Source organism: Duganella violaceipulchra (assembly GCF_019166075.1).
GTDB classification, from domain to species: domain Bacteria; phylum Pseudomonadota; class Gammaproteobacteria; order Burkholderiales; family Burkholderiaceae_D; genus Rugamonas; species Rugamonas violaceipulchra.
In genome coordinates this window covers 81,380-103,137 of record NZ_JAHTGR010000008.1, presented here as the reverse complement: position 1 = coordinate 103,137, position 21,758 = coordinate 81,380, and the positions used below count along the sequence as shown (strand labels likewise).

Here is a 21,758-nt window from a genome sequence, read left to right as displayed (position 1 = left end):
ACCCAGCCATAGGCATTGGTTCGACGCATGCATCTTCGCGACAAGCTGTCGCTGCACGAGATATCGAAGCGGCTAGGCGGTGTACCGCGCCGGGGCATCTATGACAATATAAAAACGGCGGTCGACAAGGTCGACAAGGTCAACAAGGTCAACAAGGTCGACAAGGTCAACAAGGTCAACAAGGTCAACAAGGGCAGGGGGCGCATCGTCAACGCGCGCTTCGCCGTCATGTGCGCCCACTACCTGTTCGATGCCGACTTCTGCAACGTCGCCTCGGGCTGGGGAAAGGGCGTGGTCGAGAAGAACGTGCAGGACAACCGCCGGCGCATCTGGATCGAGGCGCAGACCCGCCAGTTCGCCTCCTTCATTGAGTTGAACGTGTGGCTCGGCCAGCGCTGCCGCGCGCTGTGGGGCGAGTTGCGCCATCCGGAGTACCCGGCCCTGAGCGTGGCCGATATGCTCGAACAGGAGCCGTCGCAGATGATGCCGATGCCGATGCCGATGCCGATGCCGACGCCGTTCGACGGCTACGTGGAAAGGCCGGCGCGGGTGTCGAGCACCTGCCTGGTGACGGTGAGCCGCAACCGCTACTCGGTGCCATGCGAACTGGCAGGCCAGATGGTGAGCACGCGCCTTTACCCGGGTGGGGTTTCTGTCGTCGCCAGCCATGAGCGTGTCGCCGAGCGTGGCCAGGTCCGCTACGATTGGGAGCATTACATGCCGCTGGTGCAGCGCAAGCCGGGGGGCGCTGCGCAATGGCGCGCCCTTCACTGACATGCCTGCGCCGCTGATCCATCTCAAATAGGGCCTGATGCGCCACGCCGGCGGCGATAGGGTGATGGCGCAGGTGCTCGCCGCTGTACCCACCGCGGGGCTGGCAGCCGTGCTGGTGGCGGTCGAACTGGTCGTCGAGTCCGGCGTCCAGAGCGCCGAGCATGTCGAGAACGTGCTGGCGCGGCTCAATGCCAGCCCGGTCCCGGCATCGGTGGAGACTACTCTACAGCTGAAGGAGGCGCCGGTCGCCAACACCGGCCGTTATGGCAGCCTGCGCGCCAGCGGCGCTGTCGCCGACGTGGTGGGGGCCGATCATGCGTGACGTCGCCACCGAACTCAAGGAACTGCGTTTGCACGGTATGGCCAGCGCCTGGGTTGATCTGACGGGACAGGGCGACAGCGCGCTCGCCGCGTCGCAATGGCTGGTCGAGCATCTGCTGCAAGCCGAGAACACCGACCGGGCTATGCGCTCGGTCAGCCACCAGATGTTCGCGGCCAAGTTTCCACTGCACCGCGATCTGGCCGGGTTCGACTTCGCGTCGGCCAAGGTCGATGAACCCCTGGTGCGCCAGCTCGCTACGCTGTCGTTCGCCGATACGGCCCAGAACGTCGTGCTCATTGGCGGCCCTGGCATAGGCAAGACCCGTCTGGCCATGGCCATCGCCGTGTCTGGCATCGCCTCCAAGGGCAAGCGGGTGCGCTTTTACTCCACCGTCGACCTGGTCAATGTGCTCGAACGCGAGAAGCGCGACGGCAAGGCGGGTAGGCTGGCGCTGTCGTTGCTGCGCATAGAGCTGGTCATTCTTGACGAGCTCGGGTATCTACCCTTCAGCCAGGCCGGCGGCGCCTTGCTGTTTCACCTGCGGTCGAAATTGTACGAGCACACCAGCGTCGTTATCACCATCAACCTGAGCTTCGCCGAGTGGTCGAACGTGTTCGGCGACGCCAAGATGACCACGGCATTGCTCGACCGGCTCACCCACCACTGCCATATCGTGGAGACGGGTAATGAATCGTACCGTTTCCAACACAGCAGCATGGCGGCCAAAGGCAGAATCAAGGCACGGGAACAGAAACGTAAAACTGGCGATACGGTTCCGGGTAGCGCTGGCCCGGGAGGGAAATGAAGGAAAGCAATATAATGGGATAAATCGTTTATGTCGTTAAGTGAGGTAATCAAGAAGAAGGGGAATTCGTTCCGGGCTACGCCCTCCACGAATTCTCCTTCTTTATTTGGTACACTTATCCACAGCCGCTACTCAAAAACGCAGCGCCCCGCCCTGGGGTATTTTTCGATCGGCACGGTGGGTCAGTATTGGAGCAGCGCCAACAGGAAGACGAAAAACAGAGGGAACCTCATTTCCGGAGCGATTTAATTGCATGCGCCCCCTAACCCTCCAATGTGGCGCCGCGCTCCGCGACGTATCAAGGAAACGTCTGGCAGGCGCCCGTACCGGCGGTTGGCGCCACTTGCGGGTACTGCCCGTTCGGTGTCACATACACCTTGCTGGTGGCTGTAAAGCCATCGGCAAATTGGATTTCCGCAAAGGTCGCAGACCAACCGCTCGGCGGCGTGGCAAGATCCAACCGAACCTTGCCGTCGGCGTCGGCTTTGACCTCGGACGGTGCATATTTCACGCCGCAAGCGGCCCTGAAATCGCGCGCCGCTGGGTTGATGGCGACCCAGCGCGTGATCTTCGTCGCCGGTTCGTTGAAGGCGAGCGTCAGCGAGGTGGGCGCGCCGCTGGTGCCAGACAAGGTCTCGCTTACGACGGGCAAGGCGATGCCGCTCTGTATGCGGTTGGTGAAGTTAATCAAGGCTTGTTGCGCCACGTCGAGGACCTGGAAATGATCGGCATTTGGAACGCTCCAGAGCACTTTGGGGCCCGGCAGCTGATCGAAGTACAGCGCTGCGTTGTCGGGCGTGAAGAAGCTGTCGCCGCTGGTATTGATCAGATACTTGGGAATGGCCATTCGGGCCGCATAGCGCGCGGCCTGATAGCGCAGCGGGTCCTCGATTTCCATCAGTTTGTCGAAGGCCGGGGTTCCGATCGCCGCGATGACACCATCGTCCGCATAGGGTTTTAAAGCCAGCGGCCAACTGCCACCGTAGACTTTCTTGGTGTGCTCGAAGATCACCTTGGTATTGAGGATGTCGATAACGAACGGTACCATCGCATCGATTCGGCTGTCGACCAGGGCCGTATGCCAGGTGGTCCATCCCCGCTTGGATGCGCCGGTGGCGATGAAGCTCCGAATGCCAAACTGGACCAGTTCCGCTTGCGCCAGATCCATCGCCTTGACAGCGGCCACCATCATCGGAATATGGAGCGAAGCGAATGGACGTTGCTCAGGATTGGCCAGGAAGCGTTGCCAGGAGTGCGCGACGGCGTCATCCTCGCGGCGTGGGGTGGGCGAGTCGGCGAAGGTCAGAAACTGGTTGGGGACGTCGCTGACGGTGACGATGATCGAGTTGGTCTTGCTAGCCAACTCGGCAAGGGCTTGCGCCGAAAAGTCGCTGGAGGCCCGGACCGGAAAACTTGCCGTGCCGGTGTTGACGCCATTGCTGATCACCAGGAGCGCACGTTCGCGGCGTGGATGAGGTGGTTGGTACAGCTCGACGCAATGGTGCCAGTCGGATGGACTGACATCGCCGGCTTGCCAACGCTGGCTGTCCAGGCGGTAACTGCGAACCTGGACCTCGCCCAGCATCGTGGTGCCGGTCGGTCGATAAGAGAGGGCAGCCTGGTCGTTCGCCTTTTTGCTGCAGAGCATGACCGCATTGAAGCGCCGTCCATTTTCTGCGAAGCACTTATTGGCCAGTGCATCCACGTCGACTGCGGAGGACGGGATCAGATGACCGCCTCCGCAAGCCGAGAGCATCAGCGCGGAGAGCGCGGCGAGGAGATGTGATTTCATTGAGAATACTTTCTTTCATTTCACGACAGCCAGCTTCTATAGCCGAACCTGATGAAGTTGATGCCAGTCCATGCAAGGGATGCGCGACGAGACAGCCTATCTGGGGGCGTCGGACCAGGAAGGTTGCGGCCACTTTTTTCAGACCAAAAGAAAGGCGGGACCTGCCGTCAAGATCGTGTCCCGCAGAGGTGGTGTATGAGTTGTGATTCCCGGGAAGTTGGGCTCGCGCCAGGTTAATGACAGCTGACAGTCGTGCCGGCCAGTTCGCCTTCAGCCCCTTGACGATGGCCGCCTTGAGTCCTTCATGCGCGTCTGAGATGACCAGTTTGACGCCGCACCGCCCGCGTCCGTCTGCGGTAAAACGGTCTTAGTTATGCCCCCTCCTGCTATGGGATTGTCTGTTCCTGCAATACTCCCGCTGCCGGTTCAACAATTGACGCGCGGACCGCACACGCCGCTCCGAGTCAGGTCACTGGCGTAGCATTTCAAGCAAATCGAAGGTGTATAGCCTGTACAGTATTGGAGAATCAAATATGGAACATCGACGTCTCGGTAATTCCGGCCTGCGCGTGCCGGCCCTCAGTTTTGGCACCGCCACTTTCGGCGGCGGCAGTGAGTTTTTCAAGGCCTGGGGCAGTACCGATAGCGCCGCTGCCAGCCGGCTGATCGACGTTTGTCTCGATCATGGCGTCTCCATGTTCGACAGTGCGGACTATTATTCCGCCGGCCTGGCCGAGCAGATACTGGGGAAGGCGATCAAGGGTAAGCGCAACCGCCTGCTGATCTCAACGAAAACCACCTTCCCTTGCGGCGACGGAGCCAACGATTATGGCTCCTCGCGGCAACATCTGCTCGACGCGGTCGATAAATCGCTACTGCGCCTCGGTGTTGACCATATTGATCTGCTACAGATGCATGGCCAGGATTACAACACGCCGCTGGAAGAAACCATGGCCACGCTGGACCAGTTGGTGCGTTCCGGAAAGGTGCGCTATATCGGTGGTTCCAATTTCTCCGGTTGGCACATGATGAAGTCACTCGCCGTATCGGACCGCCGCGGTTACGCACGTCATGTGGCGCATCAGGTCTACTACTCCCTTCTGAACCGTGACTACGAATGGGAACTGATGCCGCTTGCGGCAGATCAGGGGGTGGGTGCCGTGGTCTGGAGTCCTCTGGGTTCGGGGAATTTGACCGGCAAGATTCGGCGCGGCCAGGCGGCAAAACCTGGTACGCGCGGCCATGATGCCGTCGGCAACATTCCGTTATTTGAGCAAGAGCGCCTGTTCCGCATCGTCGATGTACTCGATGCCATCGCTGGGGAGGTTGGCAAGACCATTCCCCAAGTGGCCTTGAACTGGCTGCTCCGACGGACGACCGTGTCGAGCGTGATCATTGGCGCTCGCGACGAGGCGCAACTTATCGACAATATCGGGAGCATTGGTTGGGAGCTGAATGCGGATCAAATCTGCCGCCTTGACGCGGCAAGCGAAGTACCGGCGGCCTACCCGGTCTGGCACCAGCGCGCTTTCCCTATGCTAAACGAGCACGGCTGATTTTGGCTGCCTGCGCTGTCCAGCCTTCGCTATCGGGAAAGTATAGCCATGCCTGGATCCCGTGAGTCCGGCGACATCCAGGTCGGGACAGCGCCTAAGCGACAAAATAACTCTGGGATGCCGATTGTGTCCCCAGAGTTATGATTCCTGGAAGGCTGGACTTCCGCTCAGCTGATCACGGCGGAAAGTCGCGTCGGCTGTGTTTCATAGAGTGACTGCAAGCCATCGAGCTGCATGTAACGCCGCTGCAGAGACCATTCATCGTTCTACTCCAACAAGACAGCGCCGACCAAGCGGATGATGGTGCGCTCGTTGGGGAAGATGGCGACGACGTCGGTGCGCCGCTTGACCTCGGCGTTTAGTCGCTCCAAGGGGGGGCGCAGCTGGACCCGATGCGTCCTCGGGAATGTCATATAGGCCAGCACGTCTTGCTCAGCGGCGTCCATCATGTCGGCCAGCTTGGGCAATTTCGCACGCCTTTGTTGGCGTGCACCAAGGCGTTGCGCAAGAAATGCCGCGGCAGCGCTGCCAGCTCGCGTTTATGACCTTGGCAACGGCCGCCATGAGCCCTTCATGGGCATCCGAGATGCCCAGCTTGACGCCGCGCAGCCCGCGCGTAAGCAGCCCAGCAAGACATCCTCAACGCATCGTCTGTCGAAGCCCAACGCCCTGATCCAGAGGTTGTTCCCAGCGCCAAACGTCGTGCCTTTTCCAAGGCCGAGAAGCTGCGCATCCTCGCTGCCGCAGACGCCTGCGTGCGATAAAATCACCACACTGAACAGCTGGCAGAGTGTCTTGACTGACGGGTCCACTTTAGTGAGCTAGAAGCAATGATCTGGTCCTGGAAAGATTCCGGATTTAACCTCTGCGACATATGCTGTCACGGCGCCGGCGATATCGTTCCGGCCGCTCATAAAATTTTTCACAAAGCGAGCTTTTTTACCAGGAAAGATGCCTAGCATATCGTGCATTACCAATACTTGGCCTGAGCAGTCGGGGCCGGCGCCGATTCCTATGGTCGGTATGGAGAGCAGCTCAGTCATCTCCTTACCTAACTTGGCTGGAATCGCCTCTAGAACTATAATTTCAGCACCGGCCACCTGTAGCGCCAGAGCGTCGGCCTTAAGTCTCTCGGCGCTTTCAGCGGTTTTTCCTTGAACCTTGTAACCACCCATTTGGTGCACCGATTGCGGCATTAATCCGACATGGGCGCAGACGGGCACGGCGCGGGTACGCAGGAACTTAACGGTATCCGCAATCCAGGCGCCGCCTTCGATTTTGATCATCTGAGCGCCCGCCTGCATCAGAATTACCGCGTTGCGGTATGCCTCTTCCGGCGTTGCGTAGCTACCGAACGGCAGGTCGGCCAGCACCATCGCGGAGTCGGCACCGCGGCGGACTGCGGCCGTGTGGTACGCGATGTCGGCGACCGTCACCGGAAGCGTTGAATTGTGGCCCTGACAAGCCATACCAAGCGAATCACCAATTAACAGCACTTCGACTCCGCAGCGGTCCATCAGTGAAGCGAAACTCGCATCGTAGACCGTAAGCATGGCGATACGGTCACCAGCGGTGCGCATGGCGCTTAGCAGCGGCAGAGTAATGGTTTTTACAGCAGGTGGCTTCTCGCTAGCCATGCCTGAAGCGGATACGCTTACCTTATGTGTCGTGGTGGCACTGACCACCGGGGCTACTCCCATCACATCTTTCCCTTCCAGATATCCTGTCATATTAGTCCTTTAGTACCGTTAATAATCCGTTAATCGATAGGACCGTGCAGCACTTAGCGGCAGCGGCCCGTTGAGTAGTGTTTGAGGTATTTTCGGCTGTGGCGAGCGTGGCCGGATCTCCATGGTGGTGCCGATATAAAGTGTCGGCTTGGTGGCGAGAGGAAGTTCAACTGGCGGGGACGTCCAGTTTACGCCGTAACAATTGGCGCGCGCGGTTGATCCTGGAACGCACCGTACCGACCGGAATGAGCAGCATGCTGGCCGCACTGTGATAGGAGTGGCCGTCGAGGCAAACCAGCTCCAGCGTCGTGCGCAGATCGGGGGGGAGCTGCTTGGCAGCGACGAACAGGCGCGCGGCAAGCTGGCGGAACTCGGCCTCCTGCTCGGGCCCCTGCTCGCCGCTGTCGAGTAGTTGCTCCGCCTCCGCCGCGTGTTCCACGGAATCCTGCCACAGGTCCAGGCTGTCCGTGCGCAGCGACTGCTTCACCCGACGCGCCACATGGTTGCGCGCGACGTTGGCGAGGACGCCGTAGAACCAGGTCTGGACTGAACCCAAGGCCAGGTAGTGGTGGCGGCAGCGGAGCGCTTCGAGTATGGCGTCCTGGATAATGTCATCCTGGTTATCTGAGGTACGCTCGTAACGCCAAAGAAAGCGCCTTAGCCGACTGGAGTCGCTTGAGGCCATGCGCGCAATTTGTCGTATATAGGCCATCACCTGCTGTTGCTTGCTATCGAGCTCCGCGTCCATGCTTTGATTTCCGTTGAATAAGTTTTTCTGTGATGGTGGTGACACCGCCGCTAGTGCGGTCGATGGACCGCTGGCGACGGCGCGCTGTCAAGTTGTGAATTTGCACGCCGGGTTGCGTCGCGCGAATTAGACCACGGTGCCGAAATGCTTCTGGGCCGCCGTCGATATCCCGGACCAGTCCTATTGGACCGGGCGTTCGCAGCGACGGCTAACGCGCCCGAGGGCGCCACTCAGCGCGCGCTGTCGAGTTCTTCGATTAGCTGGGTGTATTTTTCCCGGCGCGACTCGATCCGGCGATGGCGCAGGATAAGCTCGTCCAGTTGTTCTTGCGCTTGCCGCGCTGCGTCGCGTTGTCGGTGCAGTTCGTCGCTGTGGCGGGTCAGCTCACCTAGCATGGCGAACTCGTTGTGGCGCCAGAGCGTTAACGCGCTGATCGAGGCCGGCTGCGCCAGCTTGTCGCAGGCGTGTTTCCGGCGCGCCTGTTGCACCTCATTCCGCCGCTGTGACAAGGATTGTTCGAGCCGCTCGGTGCATTGCCTGGCAAGTGCGCAGGTACGCCGCGCCGCCGCGACCTCGGTGGCCGCAGCCAGTCCGCGCAGCAATTGGAGGCGCTGTATTTCCCGGAGGGAGGGCAGGTCTGACTCTGCCGCAGCGATGTCCTCCGGGAACTCCGCCGGAATGCGCCGTGCCGAACGTGTCAGCATGGCGCCCTAGCCACCGGCCAGCTGCAACATGCGCTCGACGCTGTCGTGCCAGTTGGCGCCGATGCGGGTGTCTTGTTGGAGGAAATCGATCACCTTCGGGTGGGTCTTCACCACTTGGTCCATTTCGGGGTCGAGCCCTTCGCGGTATTCGCCCAGACGGATCAGGAGTTCGACTTCGCGGTAGCGGGCAAGTATTTGACGAAGGCGGGCGGAGGCACGGAGGTGTTCGTGCGGGATAATGCCGGCCATAACGCGGCTGATGCTGGGCAGCACGTCAATGGCCGGGTAGTGCCCCTGCTCGGCCAGTTTGCGTGAGAGCAGGATGTGGCCGTCGAGCAGCGACACGGCTTCCTCACTGATGGGGTCCGACTTAATGTCACCGTCCAATAACACAGTGTAAATGGCGGTGATGGCACCCTTGTTTGTTTTGCCAGCCCGCTCGATCAGGCGCGGCAGCATGGCGTAAACAGAAGGGGGGAAACCGGCACGGGCCGGTGCTTCGCCCGCAGCCAGCCCGATCTCGCGCTGTGCCCGCGCCAGCCGGGTTAACGAGTCTATCATCAGCAAGACGTTCAAGCCGCTGTCGCGCAGACCCTCAGCGATGGCGGTGGCGGTAAAGGCGGCTCGCACGCGCTCGATCGGCGGGCGATCGGAGGTGGCGCAGACGATGACAGTGCGGCTTAACAGCTCGGGATCGAGCTCGTGCTCGGTGAATTCGCGTACCTCGCGGCCGCGCTCTCCTATCAGACCCAGCACCAGTGCGTCGATCTGGCTGCCGCGGCCGATGGCGGCCATCAGCGTGGTCTTGCCGCAGCCAGGCGCCGCGAAGATGCCGACGCGCTGGCCCTTGCCTATGGTGAGCATAGTGTCGACGCTGCGCACGCCGGTGGGAAAGACGGTGTCGATGCGCGGCCGGTCGCCGGGCGATGGTGCGTCGGCGATGACTGCGCGTAGCCGCAAGTCGGGTGCGGCGGCGTCGAGCGCGGGCAAGCCGTCCAGGGGCTGACCGAAGCCGTCCAGCAAACGCCCTAGCAGGGCGGGGCCAATGGCAACGCGGTGTGCGCTGCGCAAGGGGCGTATCAAGTAGCCCGCAGACAAGCCGTCCAGCGTGCTCAACGGGGAGAGCAAGGTGGTCGTTTCATTGAACCCCACCACCTCGGCGCGGCGTATTTGCTGCGGGCGATCAGGATGGAACAGCTCGCATTGCTCGCCGATGCAGACATTCGGCACGACCCCTTCCACTAGCGTGCCCAGCACGCGTTGCACTTTCCCCAAGGAGCATACCAGCGTCGTCCGGGTAAAAGCGGCCAGCGACGCCGTCACCTGGGCAGTGGCGGTGTCGCGCCACAGGCTGGAGGAACGCCGGCCTACCATGGCAACTCGATTTGCCGTCTACCAGAGAACAGCAGCTTCCCTGGGTGGATGGCCAGCAGACGGTAGCCACCGGCGCTACCGCCCTCATAGATGACTTGACCGTTTGCCAGCGTGACGTGTGCGCCTGGCCCGCTGACGATTTCCCTTACCTCAAACGGCGGGGTGACGGCCATCGGCACCAGCTTGACGTCGATGGCCACGGCCGAGCCCAGGCTACGGTGCAACGCCGCTAGCGCGCCGTCGAAGCGCCGGGTTTCCGCCTCGTCCAGCTGGGCCTCCAGGGACAGGTGTTCGGCGTCGTAGACGATGCTGACCAGGTCCAGCAAGGCCCGTTCGCCTAATACCCGGACCGCCTCTTTGCGCACGCCTTCAGCGTCGGCGACGGGGGCGTCGGCACCGACGATAGGGGCTGGTTCCGCCGCGCAGGCGGACGTGACCGGCGCTCGCACCGACCAGGACAACAGCCCCGCGCCCGCTGCGAGCAAGGCTAGCAGAGCCGATAGCGCGAACAAGGCCGGCGGCCATCGGCGCCGCAGTCGCGGTGCGGCGGGTGTCGCGGCTTCAGCCCACGCTGGAACTGCACTGTCGTCCCATGGGGCGGCGCGAGCGAACAGGGCGACCCAGGTGCCTCCGACACGCAGCGGCTCGCCGGCCAACATGGGTGCCCCCCCCGCCACCTCCTGGCCCAGCCTGTCGTAGGCCGGGGTGGCCGATTCGAGCAGCCAGTGGCCGTCGGAGGGCAGCAGGCGCATATGCCGCGGCAGGATATCGGGGTCCAGCAGGATGACATCGCAAGCCTCATCGCTCCCCAGCAGCACGGCCTGTGAGTCGAGCGGCAGCGCCGCGCCCGCGTGCAAGCCAGTCAGGACGCGCAGTTCCAGTCCGTCTGGTCCGAGTGTCGGATATGCTGTGCTCATGTCGCGTACTCGGCGTCGAGGGGTCCGGCCGCGTCCGGCCAGCTGACCACGCTCAGCACTTTGATCCGATAGTCGGGCGGCACTTCCGCCGTGGACAGCACGGGCAATTCGTTGAAGCGCTCGCGCAGCAGGTGGCGGGCGTGTGGCCGCAGGTCGGGCGGGCACAGTAGAATCGGGCTCGGCAGCGTCGCCGCAGCCGTCAGTGCCGCGGCGAACTCGTCGACCAGCGCCTCGCTGGCTCGGACGTCGAGCGCCAGCCAGTCGCCATATGCGGTTTGTCGAACCGCCGAGCGCAACGCGGCTTCCAGCTCGGCGTCCAGCATCAGGGCGCTTAATTGTTTGCCGCTGGCGTGTGCATCGCAAATTTCGCGCGCCAGCGCGGCGCGCACGCATTCGTACAAGACGGCGGGATCGCGCTCGCGCGGGCCCCATTCGACCAGCGTCTCCGTGATCGCGTCCACGTTGCGCACGCTGACCTGCTCGCCGAGCAGGCGCTGCATGACGTCGGCCAGGCGCGCCAGCGGTACGCTGCGCTCCAGTTCCTTGGCCAGGTCCGGCGTGCGCGAAGCGATCCAACGGCTCAGTTTTTGCGCCTGCTCGATGCCGAAGTAGCGCGGTCCTGCCTTGACGATGGCGGACCTGAACAATGAGTGCAGGTATGCCCAATACGTTTGTACTGCGGCGGCCGGCAATGCGAGCGCCTCGGCCTGCTCTAACGTCAGCCATGCGCGCACCCGTCCGTCCCACTCGGCGACTTCTTCGGCGAGCCCGTGTGCCAGGTCCAGCGCTTCGACCTGTCGCGGTTGGCACAGCGCAGTCAGCAAGTCTTCGTGCAGGCGCGCGCTGAAGACGCGCACCTCGTCATGACAAAATTCGAAATCGGCATCGGCCACAGGCGCGCCCGTGTCAGCGTGAACGGGGGGGGTGACCATGCCGTATTGGCTGACGAGTTCGTTACGCGCCAGCCGGGCGAGATTGATGATCTGTTGGCCGCGCTCGGCATCGACGTGGGGCGCGATGCGCACCAGGAAGTGGCGCACGACTTCGAATTCGCGCAATTCGGGCACCTCGGCAGCAAGACCGGCGGCGGCGTCCGCGGTGTTTTTTTGGCGTCGGTGGATAATGCCGAGTCCGAGCGCCAGTGCACCGCCCGCCAGCGCGGCAAACACGACCGTGGGCATGCCAGGGAGTAGGCCGAACACCAGCATCGCAACGCTGGCCGTAACCCAGGCCTTGGGATGCGCGGCTAGTTGGCTGGCCACTTCCTTGCCGACGTTGCGCCCGCCGTCTTCGCCGCCGGCGACGCGGGTCACCAGCAGGCCTGCCGTCAGTGACATCAACAGGGCGGGGACCTGTGCCACCAGGCCATCCCCGATGGTGAGCACGGAATACACCCGCATCGCCTCCGCGCCCGGCATGTCGCGCTGCAGCATGCCGATGGCCAAGCCGCCTATCATGTTAGTGAGCATGATGACGATGCCTGCGATGGCGTCGCCCTTGACGAACTTCATGGCGCCGTCCATGGCGCCGAAGAACTGGCTCTCTTGACCGAGCAGCGCGCGTTTTTGCCGTGCCTCGTCGGCTGTCATCGAGCCGCCCTTGAATTCCATGTCGATCGCCAGTTGTTTGCCCGGCATCGCATCGAGCGTGAAACGAGCCCCGACTTCGGCCACGCGCTCCGAGCCTTTGGTGATGACAAGGAACTGGACCACGGTGAGGATCAGGAACACGACCAGGCCGACCACCAGGTTGCCGCCGACAACGACCTCGCCGAAGGCCTCGATAATATGCCCCGCCTCGGCCTCCAGCAGAATCAGACGCGTGCTGGCGACGCTGAGTGCGACACGGAACAGGGTTGTGATCAGCAGCAGGGCAGGGAATGTACTCAGGCTGACCGAGTCTTTCACCTGCACCACCAGCACGACCATCAGGCAGGCCACGCACATATTGATGGCGATGAGGATGTCGAGCAGCCAAGGCGGCAGCGGCAACAGCATGGCCAGTACGATGGCGACCACGATGGCGGCGGCCGCCACGTCGGCCCGTCCGCCCTTGGGCACCAGCTCTCCAGCGATGGCCGCGGCCTCGTGGCGCCAGCGGCGGGGTGCGCCGCTCATCGGGGGGCGCTTGGCGCAGCCAGGACACCGTGCATAGCCGACGGGGCAACGAACCACGCTGCGGCGTTCGTGCCGGATCGGATCTTGAAAAGGGCGTCCAGGTAGTGCAGTTCGGCGACGTCGGTAGCCGGCGAAATTTCGCTGTGGCGTTGGTGCGGGACGTAGCGGGCGCGTTCGGGCGCGGGTGTAGGAAAGGTGTTCATGCCTGTGAGTGATTTTCCGCGAACATTTGGTTCGCTGCATTGCACCCATGGGACAGGGCAAGCCCGATTTCAGGTGCGCGGTGCCGCATCGCAGAACTATTCCCTTCCTGCTTCGCACTAGTCCCCGGGGCGACGACGACCACGTTACCTCAACACACCCACGCTATACCACCTGGAGTTCGGCATGACCAAATTGAACGAGCGATACACCGACGCAGCCGTCAGCGTGCAGCATCTGGAGCACAAGATCCGCACCACGCTGGAGGGAGCTGTTGGTAGGCGGCCGGAGATCGACCGGATGCCGGCCTCGGTTTGGCTGGCCCTGAATGTCCCGGATACCGACACCGCGCTGCCTGCCGGCGCGAGCGCGGACAGCATCAAGCAGCGGATGGGCGAAGCCATTTTTACGCGCTATAACGACATTGTGCTGGAGAACGCGAAAGAGATCCGCGCGCAAATCTCCTCCATTTTCGCGCCACACGCGGGCGCCGCGATCACCCATGCCGTTGGCGACTTCGGGCGCGGCCTGATCCAGGGCGCCAAACCGGACGACCGCGGCGATATTATCGCTGCCATGTTCAATGCTGGTCACTCCTCCAGCGCCCTGAGCGGGATGATGCGCGGTGACATCCAGGCGGCCTTTCATATCTTGGATGAAGGTATCCGCCAATTCGCTGAAGGGCAGGGCAGAGCGCCGTCGGTCGCCGAGGTGGAGGCGCTGGCGGCGCATGTCGAGCAAACGGGCGCAACACGAGCCAAACTGACGGCTGTCGGCACGCCGCTGGAAAGAATGCGTCTGATCGCCGATTTTGCCATTCGCATGGCGGACGAACAAATGCGGCCGCGCCGCGACGTTGTCCAGGCGCACGCCGAAGTCTTGCATGCCGCAGCAAAGCTGCTCAGGGAGCAGGTGTCGGGGCTGGTCCACAAGGTGGCCGACGGCCAGGACGTCGATCCCGGTTACCGCTGGAGCACCCTGGGCCTGCGGTTGAAGATAGGGGGGGCGACGCTGCACAGCGCAACCGATTTTGGCAAGGAGTTCGACCGTTTGATCCTCGACGCGTCGAAAGGTATATTGCGCGACAATCATATCCGGACCATCGGCTTGGCGCCCGACCAGCAGCGACTAATGGAGCATATGAGCCAGGACTTCGTGCACGCGCTCGATCAGGGTGGTGCACAGGCCAGGGCGGCTCTGGGTTGGCTCGGCTTGCTGAACGCCTTCATCCCCGGCCCCCACCAGGGGCTGGCTCGCTCAGGACTGGGGGTGGCGCGTGCGGTCGCCGGCATCGCCGTCCAGGCTGCCATCAGTTTCGACGGCGTCGAGACTGCGGCGAACGCCGCCGGTGAGCGGCGTTTTCAAGACGCTATGCTGCCGGCGGCTAACGGTTCGACGCTCGACAAAAGCCTGGCCATAGAATCGAGCAGAGAGGTACGAAAGATCCTCCGTGTCGATGGCAGCCTCGACCGTGTCATGGCGGGCATCGATGAGGCGCGGATGGAGGGCATTCTTGCGCCGATGGTCGCCGCCGGCGTGGAGCGATTGGGCTTTGTGCGCCGCCTGTTTCCCGACGCCGACAATGCTGCCGCCTTCCTGGCGCAGCACGCCGCTTATTTCGACGTGTTGTTGAACATCAAAGGCACCTTGCAGCGGCAATTGGCGGTGCTCAGACAGGCGCCCGGCGACGCGGCGGTCAAGTCCGGCGCAACGGAGCACGCCCTGACGGCGTTGTCCGGTATCGGCCCCAATTTTGGCGTGGGGCAGGTTGCTCCCGCCGAAAAATTTTCCGCCCTCGTGTCGTTCATGGCAAAGAGCGCCGACCATGCCGTCGCCGTCGGCGCTGACGCGGCGGCGATGCTGCGCCGGCAAGCCGACGCAGTGGCCCACGCCATCGAGCCGGAGCAAGGGCGCGCCGCCGTGCTTGCCACTCTATCGTCGATTGATGGCGTTGCGGCATTGGCCGACGGCATGCAGTTGCTGTCCGAGGGATTGGTCGCTAGGCAGATCGGCTGGGAGTCGGCGCCGTTCCGCCAACTTACCGATGAACTGAGTCGGGCCGTCTATACCGACTACGTGTCCGATCGGTCCGCCGCCGCGAACCGCGTGGGCGCCGTGGCCGGTACTGCCGGCGCTTTGATCGGCGGCGCGTTAGTGACGCTGCCGGTGACCTTTGCCGTTGCCGGCGCCGGCGGTGGGGTAGCCGGCATACTGGCCGGGGCGATCACGCAGGCGGTGATCGCCCCGGTGATAGACAAGGCGGTGCGACTGGCCACCCACCACCTGGTGAAAAGCATGGCCGAGGACGCCGCCGCCGTCGGGTATGTCAGTCGATTGGCGAATCCGGCAGGGACCCTGCAGTCGGTGGAGCAGATAGCCGACACCATCCGATGGTCTCGGCCCAGTCTCGTGGCATTGAGCCGCAACGGACTCAATGCTGTTGTTAAGAAGCGCGTGCAGGACGAGTTTGTGAAAAATGCCGAGAGCCGTTTCCAAATTGGCCGCCTGAGCATTGGCGCCTTGCTGCGCGCTGGAACGGACGCCGCGTCCCATCGCGATCTGCGGGATGTGCTTGATTTCGAAAAGGCGAACGCCGATGTGAGCCGGGCGGCACAGGGCCTTGCAGATCTGGCTGCGGACCACGCGCGCATCGCGACATATGACGCCAGGATAGACACGGCGCGGGCCTACGTGGGCGCGCCCGCGCAGGCCGGGGCCGATCCCCTGGGCGGAATATATGAGGTCAAACAGCACCGGCTAGCCTGGGATAAACACCAGCTGGACTTAGCGCAGGGGCAGTTGGCGCTGGACCACGCCGGTCCTGTTCTGGTCGCCCGCCTGTCGGAAACTCTGCAGCATGTGATGGAGGCGGCAACCTCGCACGCCTTGCCGCCATTGCTGCTTTCCCATGCCGATTGGACCAATCTGATGGCGTTTTTCCTGTACCCGCATGGCGCCCCCGCGATCGCCACTCAGCTTGCGGAGCTTGAGGGGCGCTTGCGGGCAGCGGGGACACTTGCCGTCGGCCCTGAAACGTCCGGCAACTTCTTGGCCCATCTATGCGCACAAAACAATGGCGACCGCGAGCCTGCCTCACTGAGAAAAGCCATCGCGGCGGAAAACCGAGAAATTCATAAGCGCGAAGGCCGGATCGCCGCGCTGGTCGACGACCATCGGAAATATCTGGCCGGCGACACCGGGCAGGTCGCGGACAAGTCGCGGATATATCAGCACTGGTTGCAGGACTATGGCAGCGCCCAGGTCGAAAGACGGAGGACCCTCACGCCGAGTGGACTGGCCGCCATGCAGGTAGGCGCCAAGCTGGTCGCCGGCGCCATTCAACTGCCATTTTCTGTGCTGGGAGGTTTTGGCGGTGCGGCCATCACCAGTCATGTGAGTGTGCCCGAATTGGGCAAGGTCGGTATGGGCGGCGCGCAAGCGGGCCTGTTGCTGTCGTCGATCAATCCCGGCCTGTTTGTGCCGTCTTCTGTGGCGGCCAACTTGGCGACGTCAGTGGTGGGCGCACACCCCGGGTTGATGCGTACCAGCGCAACGTTCGGCGCGCATGGCCTGGACCTGCACACGATCACGGCGGTGCTTGGGGGCGACGTCATAACGACCCTCAAACGGGACGGTGCCCACGTCAAAGGCGTGCCACCGCATCCGCGCGCCGGCGGTGCGCCAATTAATTTTACGGGTGACCTGGCGGCGGCCGCCGAAAAGATAGAGCGGGCCAGCCGTCCTTTGCGCGACATCAAGGCCGGCATCGCCGCCATGGCTCCGGTACCGATGGCGCGTTCGGTATGGCTGGCATTGCAGTCGGCGGCGCCCAGGGAGGGCGCGGCACTGCACGCTGTGATCCGGGCCGAACATCGGCGCGAGGAACAACTGAGCGCTGGTTTGCGCGCCGCGCTCGATGCGGGCGCCGAGGACGACGTTCCCACCCGGCTGTAGACGTGAACTATCGCAGCTGGCTTTCGGTCAGCTGCGTCATTGACGCTATTGTTTAGGGATGGCGCCAGCCACCATCGCCATTGCGCCGCCCGGTAATGAAGTGGCCGTGGAAAAGACGAGGCGGGGAGCAGGGCCGTCCTGCAGGGGCGCCAGCGCTGCCAATCCCGTCAAGTGCACCTCGTCCGTGGTGCGGCTGCCCACGAGGCAGCTGCTGGCGGCGCTGTCAGATTTGACGTTCAAATTCAACCGGTACAGATTTCTGCCACGGTCGATAACGCTGAGCGTGCCGTTCAAGGAGCAGCCCGCGATGCGGCCAGCAAGCGAGCCGTGCTGATCGATTTTCACGAACTGCGTGCCGCAGCGCCGGCAGGCCGGTCGGCCATGGGGCGTTTGCGCCGCGTTCGAGTAGTTTCCCTGCAACTTGTCGAATCCGGAAATACGATAGTTTTCATTGCTATAGCTGAGGATGTATTTGGTCATGGTGGCGCTCGTATCATGGAAATAGATCTCGCTGTTCAGCTTGCTAGAAATACTGACATGGCCGCGCACACCTAAATGCACCAGATCGGTGAATGCCATGATATGGTCGGCCCAGATGTCGCCATTTTTCGACGTGGCAAAACCGGTATGCGTTGGCACGTAATTGCCGGTACCAGTCCCGACGGCCAGATAGAACAGCTGCCTATCCTCGTCCTTGACCGCGTTCTGACCCGACACCAGCGCAAAAGCGGGCCTGCCGTCGGCGTCGGTTCCGAGCCAGACGCCGTCGGCGAGCCGCTGGGGACCGGACTGCGGTGCGGTTTGCCGCATAGTTTGGGCGATCTCGTCCGGACCGGCATAGCCGACCGCCTTATTGTCATCCCCCCCCGCGCCGCAGCCGAGCAGGACGGCACAAACCGGCAAGATGGCGGCGACTCTGACTGCGTTTTGCATGGGTTTCCGTTTTGAGATAAAGGTAGAAAGCATCGCTGCGCGAGAGGGTGTTTGCTTAAGTGTGCGGCAAGCGGCAGCGTGTGCATCGTCAGACGGGAAAATCTAGGACTGATTTACCCCAGGGGAAGCCCGCCAGCTTGCGCCGCGCATCAGAATGGCACGGCAAGTGCGTTGACGAGTTCCGCGTCGACTTGACTGAAGCGCCTCTCCAGACGCGCCAACGCGGCCACGATGGCGCCCTGGTCTGCGCTCGCCACCGCGCACTCCAGGTGCTCGAAATCGTTCCGCCAAAGCTCCCCGCACAGGAACATGAGCATGCTCTTGAGCCGATGGGCCGTCCTGCGGCAGGGCGGGACGGCGGGGTTGGACACGGCCGCGCGCAAGATTTCTCGATCGGCCACCAGGTACTGTCGCACCTGCCTGAGCAACGCGTGCATAGCCGCCTGGTCATAAATATCCCGTAGCTCATCCAGATCCAGCAACGTTTCATGGTGTGGCATCGGGCAAGCTCCAATGTGGTGGAAAGCTGAGAATCATGCATCTTGCCTGTCACGTTAACGGCCGGATAGTCATAGTGGGACTACGGTGGGGATTTGTCGGACCGAATTACCGTGCTTGATCTGTCGGGGCGGCTGTCCACTGTGTTGTATGATGGAATATCTCCCCTTTTCGCAGGATGGCTTTGCATGTGTTTAACGTTGGCCACCACCTCCCTGTTCAGCCATATGCTCGCCTTGCGCCGCTACCTGGCATGGAATATTGTTCTGCTCGTCGCCGGGCTCTTACTGGCAGGTCTGCCGTTCAGCTCCCATGCCGCGTCTGTGTCCGAACCGCGCACGCTGAAAATTGGCTTTGTTAAGCAAGGCGAGCAGTTCTTGCTGCAATACGTCGATGCCTTCGGCGTACATCAGGGGGTAGGGCCCGACACCCTGCGGGCCGTGTTGTCGACGCGGGGCAATGGCATTCTTCAGTACATCCACTACGCCTCGCCCGAGGCCGCCCTGTATGGACTCCAGCACGGCGAAATCGACGTGATGTCCAACATGCTGGATTCACCGGAACGCCGGCGGACTTATTGGGTATCGGCCGGCTACGTGGACGTGCCGAGCGGCGTAGTCCAGGCGCGTGGCGCCCCTGCGACGGACGTGCTGGCCAGCTTGCGTGGGCGGAGGGTGGCGCTGGTCGGCGACGCGTGGCGCAGCTACCTGCAACAATTGTCTCCCCAAGCCGTGCCAGTGCTGTTGCCCACCGCAAGTGCGGCGGTCCAGGCGGTGGCGGATGGTCATGCCGATGCGTATTTCGGGCATTATTTCGCGGGTGTCTCGGAAATCCAGAAAAAAGGCATGGGTTTTTTACAGGCCGTGCAACTACCGGGCATACATCGCTCCTTGCATTTTCTTACCCGGCCGGACGACCGGCATACAATCGAATTGCTGTCCTCCGGCTTGGACGAACTGCCGGTGCAGGTGCGAGCCGATATTTACCAGCGCTGGATGGAGCGCCGACAGGATGTCGAGCGCCACCAGCTGATCTTCAGCGCGGAAGAGCGGGCCTGGCTCGCCACCCACCCGATCTTGAAAATGGGCATACCGGGCTTTAGTACATCCTACGATTATCTGGATGGCGATCAGAACTGGCACGGCCCCGGCACAGAAATCCTCCGCCGCTTCGCGTTGCGGGCCGGGATACGCGTCGAGGCAGTTATCCTGTCGAAGTACGATATCCCGCAAGAGCTGCTGGAGCGGGGCGGTATCGACATCATTCCTTCGTCTACCACCGGCTCGGCCCGGCGTGGCATGCTGGAGTCCTCCGCCTATGCTCACAGCTCATGGGGGTGGGTGCGCAAGCCTGACGATAGCAGTGTAATAAGACGCGTGGCGGGCGTGCCATGGCGCCTGCTGAGCGTTCAAAGCGGCGAAAACTGGACGAGCCGCGAAATCATTCCCAGCGCCGCGACGGCCGAAGCGCTGGCCTCGGTTGTCGCCGGCAGAGCCGACGCGGCCTATGTCAATCTGTCGGCCGCAGCCGATGTGATCAGTCAGTTTTATAGCGGGCGCCTGCATATTACGGCAGGGAAAACGGGGGTGGAATATATAGGTTTCGGCATGCCCGCCGACCACGCGATCTTGTGCGATATGCTCAACCGTCTTATCGGCACCTACAGCGCCGAGGAGCTGGCCGAGTTGGCGCAGGTCGATCATCAGCCCCTGGTATCGGTGGGGTATGATAAACGCAAGGTGCTTTGGAGCGCGCTGCTGATCGCGGCGGCCGTGGTCGTCATCGTGGTCTCGCTGAGCTGGATCAATCACCGCATCCGGGTAGCGCGACGCGGCGCGGAGGATGCCAGGTACCAGGCCGAACTGGCGCGTGCGGACGCCATCGTGGCACGCAGGCAGGCCGAGACGGCCGATCACGCCAAATCGATATTTTTGGCCACCATGAGCCATGAGATCCGCACGCCGATGAATGGCGTGATCGGCGTCATCGACCTCTTGCAAGACACCGCGCTTGACGAACAGCAGCACCGTTTTCTGAGGGTGGCGGATCAGTCGGCGCGCTTGCTGCTGCGGGTGCTCAACGATGTGCTTGACTACTCCAAAATCGAGGCCGGTGCGCTGGTGCTGGACCAGGCGCCGTTCGACCTGTATGAGGTGGCCGCTCATATCGCGACCTTGTTTAGGCCTGCGGCGCTGGAGCAGGAGGTCCGCCTTAGCGTCGCCGTGATGCCACATTTTGACCGTCGTGTGCTCGGCGATGCCGTTCGCCTGACGCAGGTGCTGGCCAATCTGGTCAGCAACGCCATCCGCTTCACCAGACAGGGCGAGGTGCTGGTCGAGTTACGCAATCATCTCCGGCGCGGCGTGCCGCACCTGCAAATGCGGGTGATCGATACCGGTGGCGGCATGTCGCAGGAATTTCAGTCCCGGCTATTCACCCCCTTTCAGCAGGAGCAGGCCGCGGGTAATGCAGGCCGCAGCGGAACCGGACTGGGGCTATCCATCGTCAAGCAACTGGCCGAGAAAATGGGCGGCCAGGTGGGCGTGGTCAGCGCGCTCGGCGCTGGCACCACGGTGGCGGTTGAGATTCCGATAGTGTGGGACGGGCAAGCCACCTTGTGGCCGAATTTGACGGGCAATAGCGCCCATGTGACGGTCGCCTCGCCACTGATGCGCAAGGCGCTGCGCGCGTGGTTGTTGAAGATGGGGATGCGGTCGACGGACAGGGCGTCGGCGACGCTGCTGGTGGCGGAGGTCGGCCTCGCAGGGGTGCGGCTCGAGGTGGCGGGACGGCCGCCGGTGACCATCTCCACTCCCGCTGAATTCATGCGTGAGGCCGCCGACATGTTGGGTGTTTCCGCGCCGCGCAAGGCGCCGCCAGCCGAGGGCTCCGCGAAGGTGGTGCGGATCCAGCCGCTGTCGGGCGATGTGCTGTTGTGCGAGGACCATGAGGTCAATCGCGACATCATGTCCAGACAGATCATCAAGCTCGGCTTTTCTGCCCGGACCGCGGTGGACGGCGAGGACGGCTTGCGCCAATGGCGCGCCCGCCAGCCTGCCATTGTGCTGGCGGACTGCCACATGCCTGGCATGGATGGTTACGCCCTGACGCGGGCGATCAGGACGGCGGAGGCGGAGCTCGGCTTGCCGCGCACCCTGATTGTGGCAATCAGCGCCAATGCGTCGAAGGACGACAACGACGCTTGCCTGGCGGCGGGCATGGACGACTATCTGTGCAAACCGCTGACGCGGCAGATGCTGGCGAACTGTCTGGAGCGCTGGGGCCGTTACCAGGCGCCGGAGGCAGCGGCGGGCGGGCAGCCGGCGGCGTAAG

General features: G+C 62.8%; 13 protein-coding genes and 2 pseudogenes. 5 read left to right on the top strand and 10 right to left on the bottom strand.

All coding sequences use genetic code 11. The annotated features are described in order from the left end of the window. Window positions 1–72 precede the first annotated feature (72 nt). Both KVP70_RS16255 and istB read left to right on the top strand, forming a co-directional pair. Window positions 73–1,096: pseudogene (locus KVP70_RS16255) on the top strand (Mu transposase domain-containing protein); the annotation flags it as partial. Next, window positions 1,089–1,901, top strand: coding sequence for an IS21-like element helper ATPase IstB (istB, locus tag KVP70_RS16250; protein ID WP_217943261.1), 813 nt, complete (start codon window positions 1,089–1,091; stop codon window positions 1,899–1,901). The pseudogene KVP70_RS16255 and the gene istB, both read left to right, overlap by 8 nt. 298 nt (window positions 1,902–2,199) lie before the next feature. Here istB and KVP70_RS16245 read toward each other — a convergent pair whose 3' ends face one another. Next, window positions 2,200–3,693: a PhoPQ-activated protein PqaA family protein gene (locus KVP70_RS16245; RefSeq protein WP_217943260.1), complete on the bottom strand. Its 1,494-nt coding sequence runs from the start codon at window positions 3,691–3,693 to the stop codon at window positions 2,200–2,202. Window positions 3,694–4,226: 533 nt separating this feature from the next. Here KVP70_RS16245 and KVP70_RS16235 point away from each other — a divergent pair. Then, window positions 4,227–5,249 carry an aldo/keto reductase gene (locus tag KVP70_RS16235; protein ID WP_217943259.1) on the top strand — a complete coding sequence of 341 codons (1,023 nt, stop codon included), beginning with the start codon at window positions 4,227–4,229 and terminating at the stop codon, window positions 5,247–5,249. A 167-nt stretch (window positions 5,250–5,416) separates the two neighbouring features. Here the strand turns inward: KVP70_RS16235 and KVP70_RS16230 are convergent. From KVP70_RS16230 to sctV, 7 genes and pseudogenes are all read right to left on the bottom strand, one after another. Then, window positions 5,417–5,882, bottom strand: a pseudogene (locus KVP70_RS16230) (transposase); the annotation flags it as partial. A 188-nt stretch (window positions 5,883–6,070) separates the two neighbouring features. Beyond that, window positions 6,071–6,949: a 3-methyl-2-oxobutanoate hydroxymethyltransferase gene (gene panB / locus KVP70_RS16225; protein WP_217943459.1), complete on the bottom strand. Its 879-nt coding sequence runs from the start codon at window positions 6,947–6,949 to the stop codon at window positions 6,071–6,073. 196 nt (window positions 6,950–7,145) lie between these two features. Then, window positions 7,146–7,727 (bottom strand): RNA polymerase sigma factor, encoded by a 582-nt coding sequence (locus tag KVP70_RS16220; RefSeq protein WP_217943258.1) that lies wholly within the window; start codon window positions 7,725–7,727, stop codon window positions 7,146–7,148. 230 nt (window positions 7,728–7,957) lie between these two features. After that, window positions 7,958–8,431, bottom strand: coding sequence for a hypothetical protein (locus KVP70_RS16215; protein WP_217943257.1), 474 nt, complete (start codon window positions 8,429–8,431; stop codon window positions 7,958–7,960). 6 nt (window positions 8,432–8,437) lie between these two features. Continuing rightward, on the bottom strand, window positions 8,438–9,805 hold the full coding sequence (locus tag KVP70_RS16210; RefSeq protein WP_217943256.1) for a FliI/YscN family ATPase: 1,368 nt from the start codon (window positions 9,803–9,805) through the stop codon (window positions 8,438–8,440). Then, entirely contained in the window at window positions 9,799–10,722 is a 924-nt protein-coding gene (locus tag KVP70_RS16205; RefSeq protein ID WP_217943255.1) for an FHA domain-containing protein, read from the bottom strand. The genes KVP70_RS16210 and KVP70_RS16205 overlap by 7 nt, the downstream gene beginning before the upstream one ends. Next, a complete protein-coding gene (gene sctV, locus KVP70_RS16200) occupies window positions 10,719–12,839 on the bottom strand; it encodes a type III secretion system export apparatus subunit SctV (RefSeq protein ID WP_217943254.1) in 2,121 nt (706 codons plus the stop codon). The genes KVP70_RS16205 and sctV overlap by 4 nt, the downstream gene beginning before the upstream one ends. Window positions 12,840–13,226: 387 nt before the next feature. Between sctV and KVP70_RS16195 the strand changes: the two genes are divergently transcribed. Beyond that, a complete protein-coding gene (locus tag KVP70_RS16195) occupies window positions 13,227–16,994 on the top strand; it encodes a hypothetical protein (RefSeq protein WP_217943253.1) in 3,768 nt (1,255 codons plus the stop codon). 45 nt (window positions 16,995–17,039) lie between these two features. Here the strand turns inward: KVP70_RS16195 and KVP70_RS16190 are convergent, their stop codons facing one another. Together KVP70_RS16190 and KVP70_RS16185 are read right to left on the bottom strand one after the other, a co-directional pair. Beyond that, entirely contained in the window at window positions 17,040–17,927 is an 888-nt protein-coding gene (locus KVP70_RS16190; RefSeq protein ID WP_217943252.1) for a hypothetical protein, read from the bottom strand. Window positions 17,928–18,076: 149 nt separating this feature from the next. Beyond that, window positions 18,077–18,427, bottom strand: a complete 351-nt coding sequence (locus KVP70_RS16185) for a hypothetical protein (RefSeq protein WP_217943251.1) — start codon at window positions 18,425–18,427, stop codon at window positions 18,077–18,079. A gap of 198 nt (window positions 18,428–18,625) precedes the next feature. On the opposite strand from KVP70_RS16185, the gene KVP70_RS16180 reads away from it, so the two are divergent. Beyond that, entirely contained in the window at window positions 18,626–21,757 is a 3,132-nt protein-coding gene (locus KVP70_RS16180) for an ATP-binding protein (protein ID WP_217943250.1), read from the top strand. Window position 21,758 lies beyond the last annotated feature (1 nt).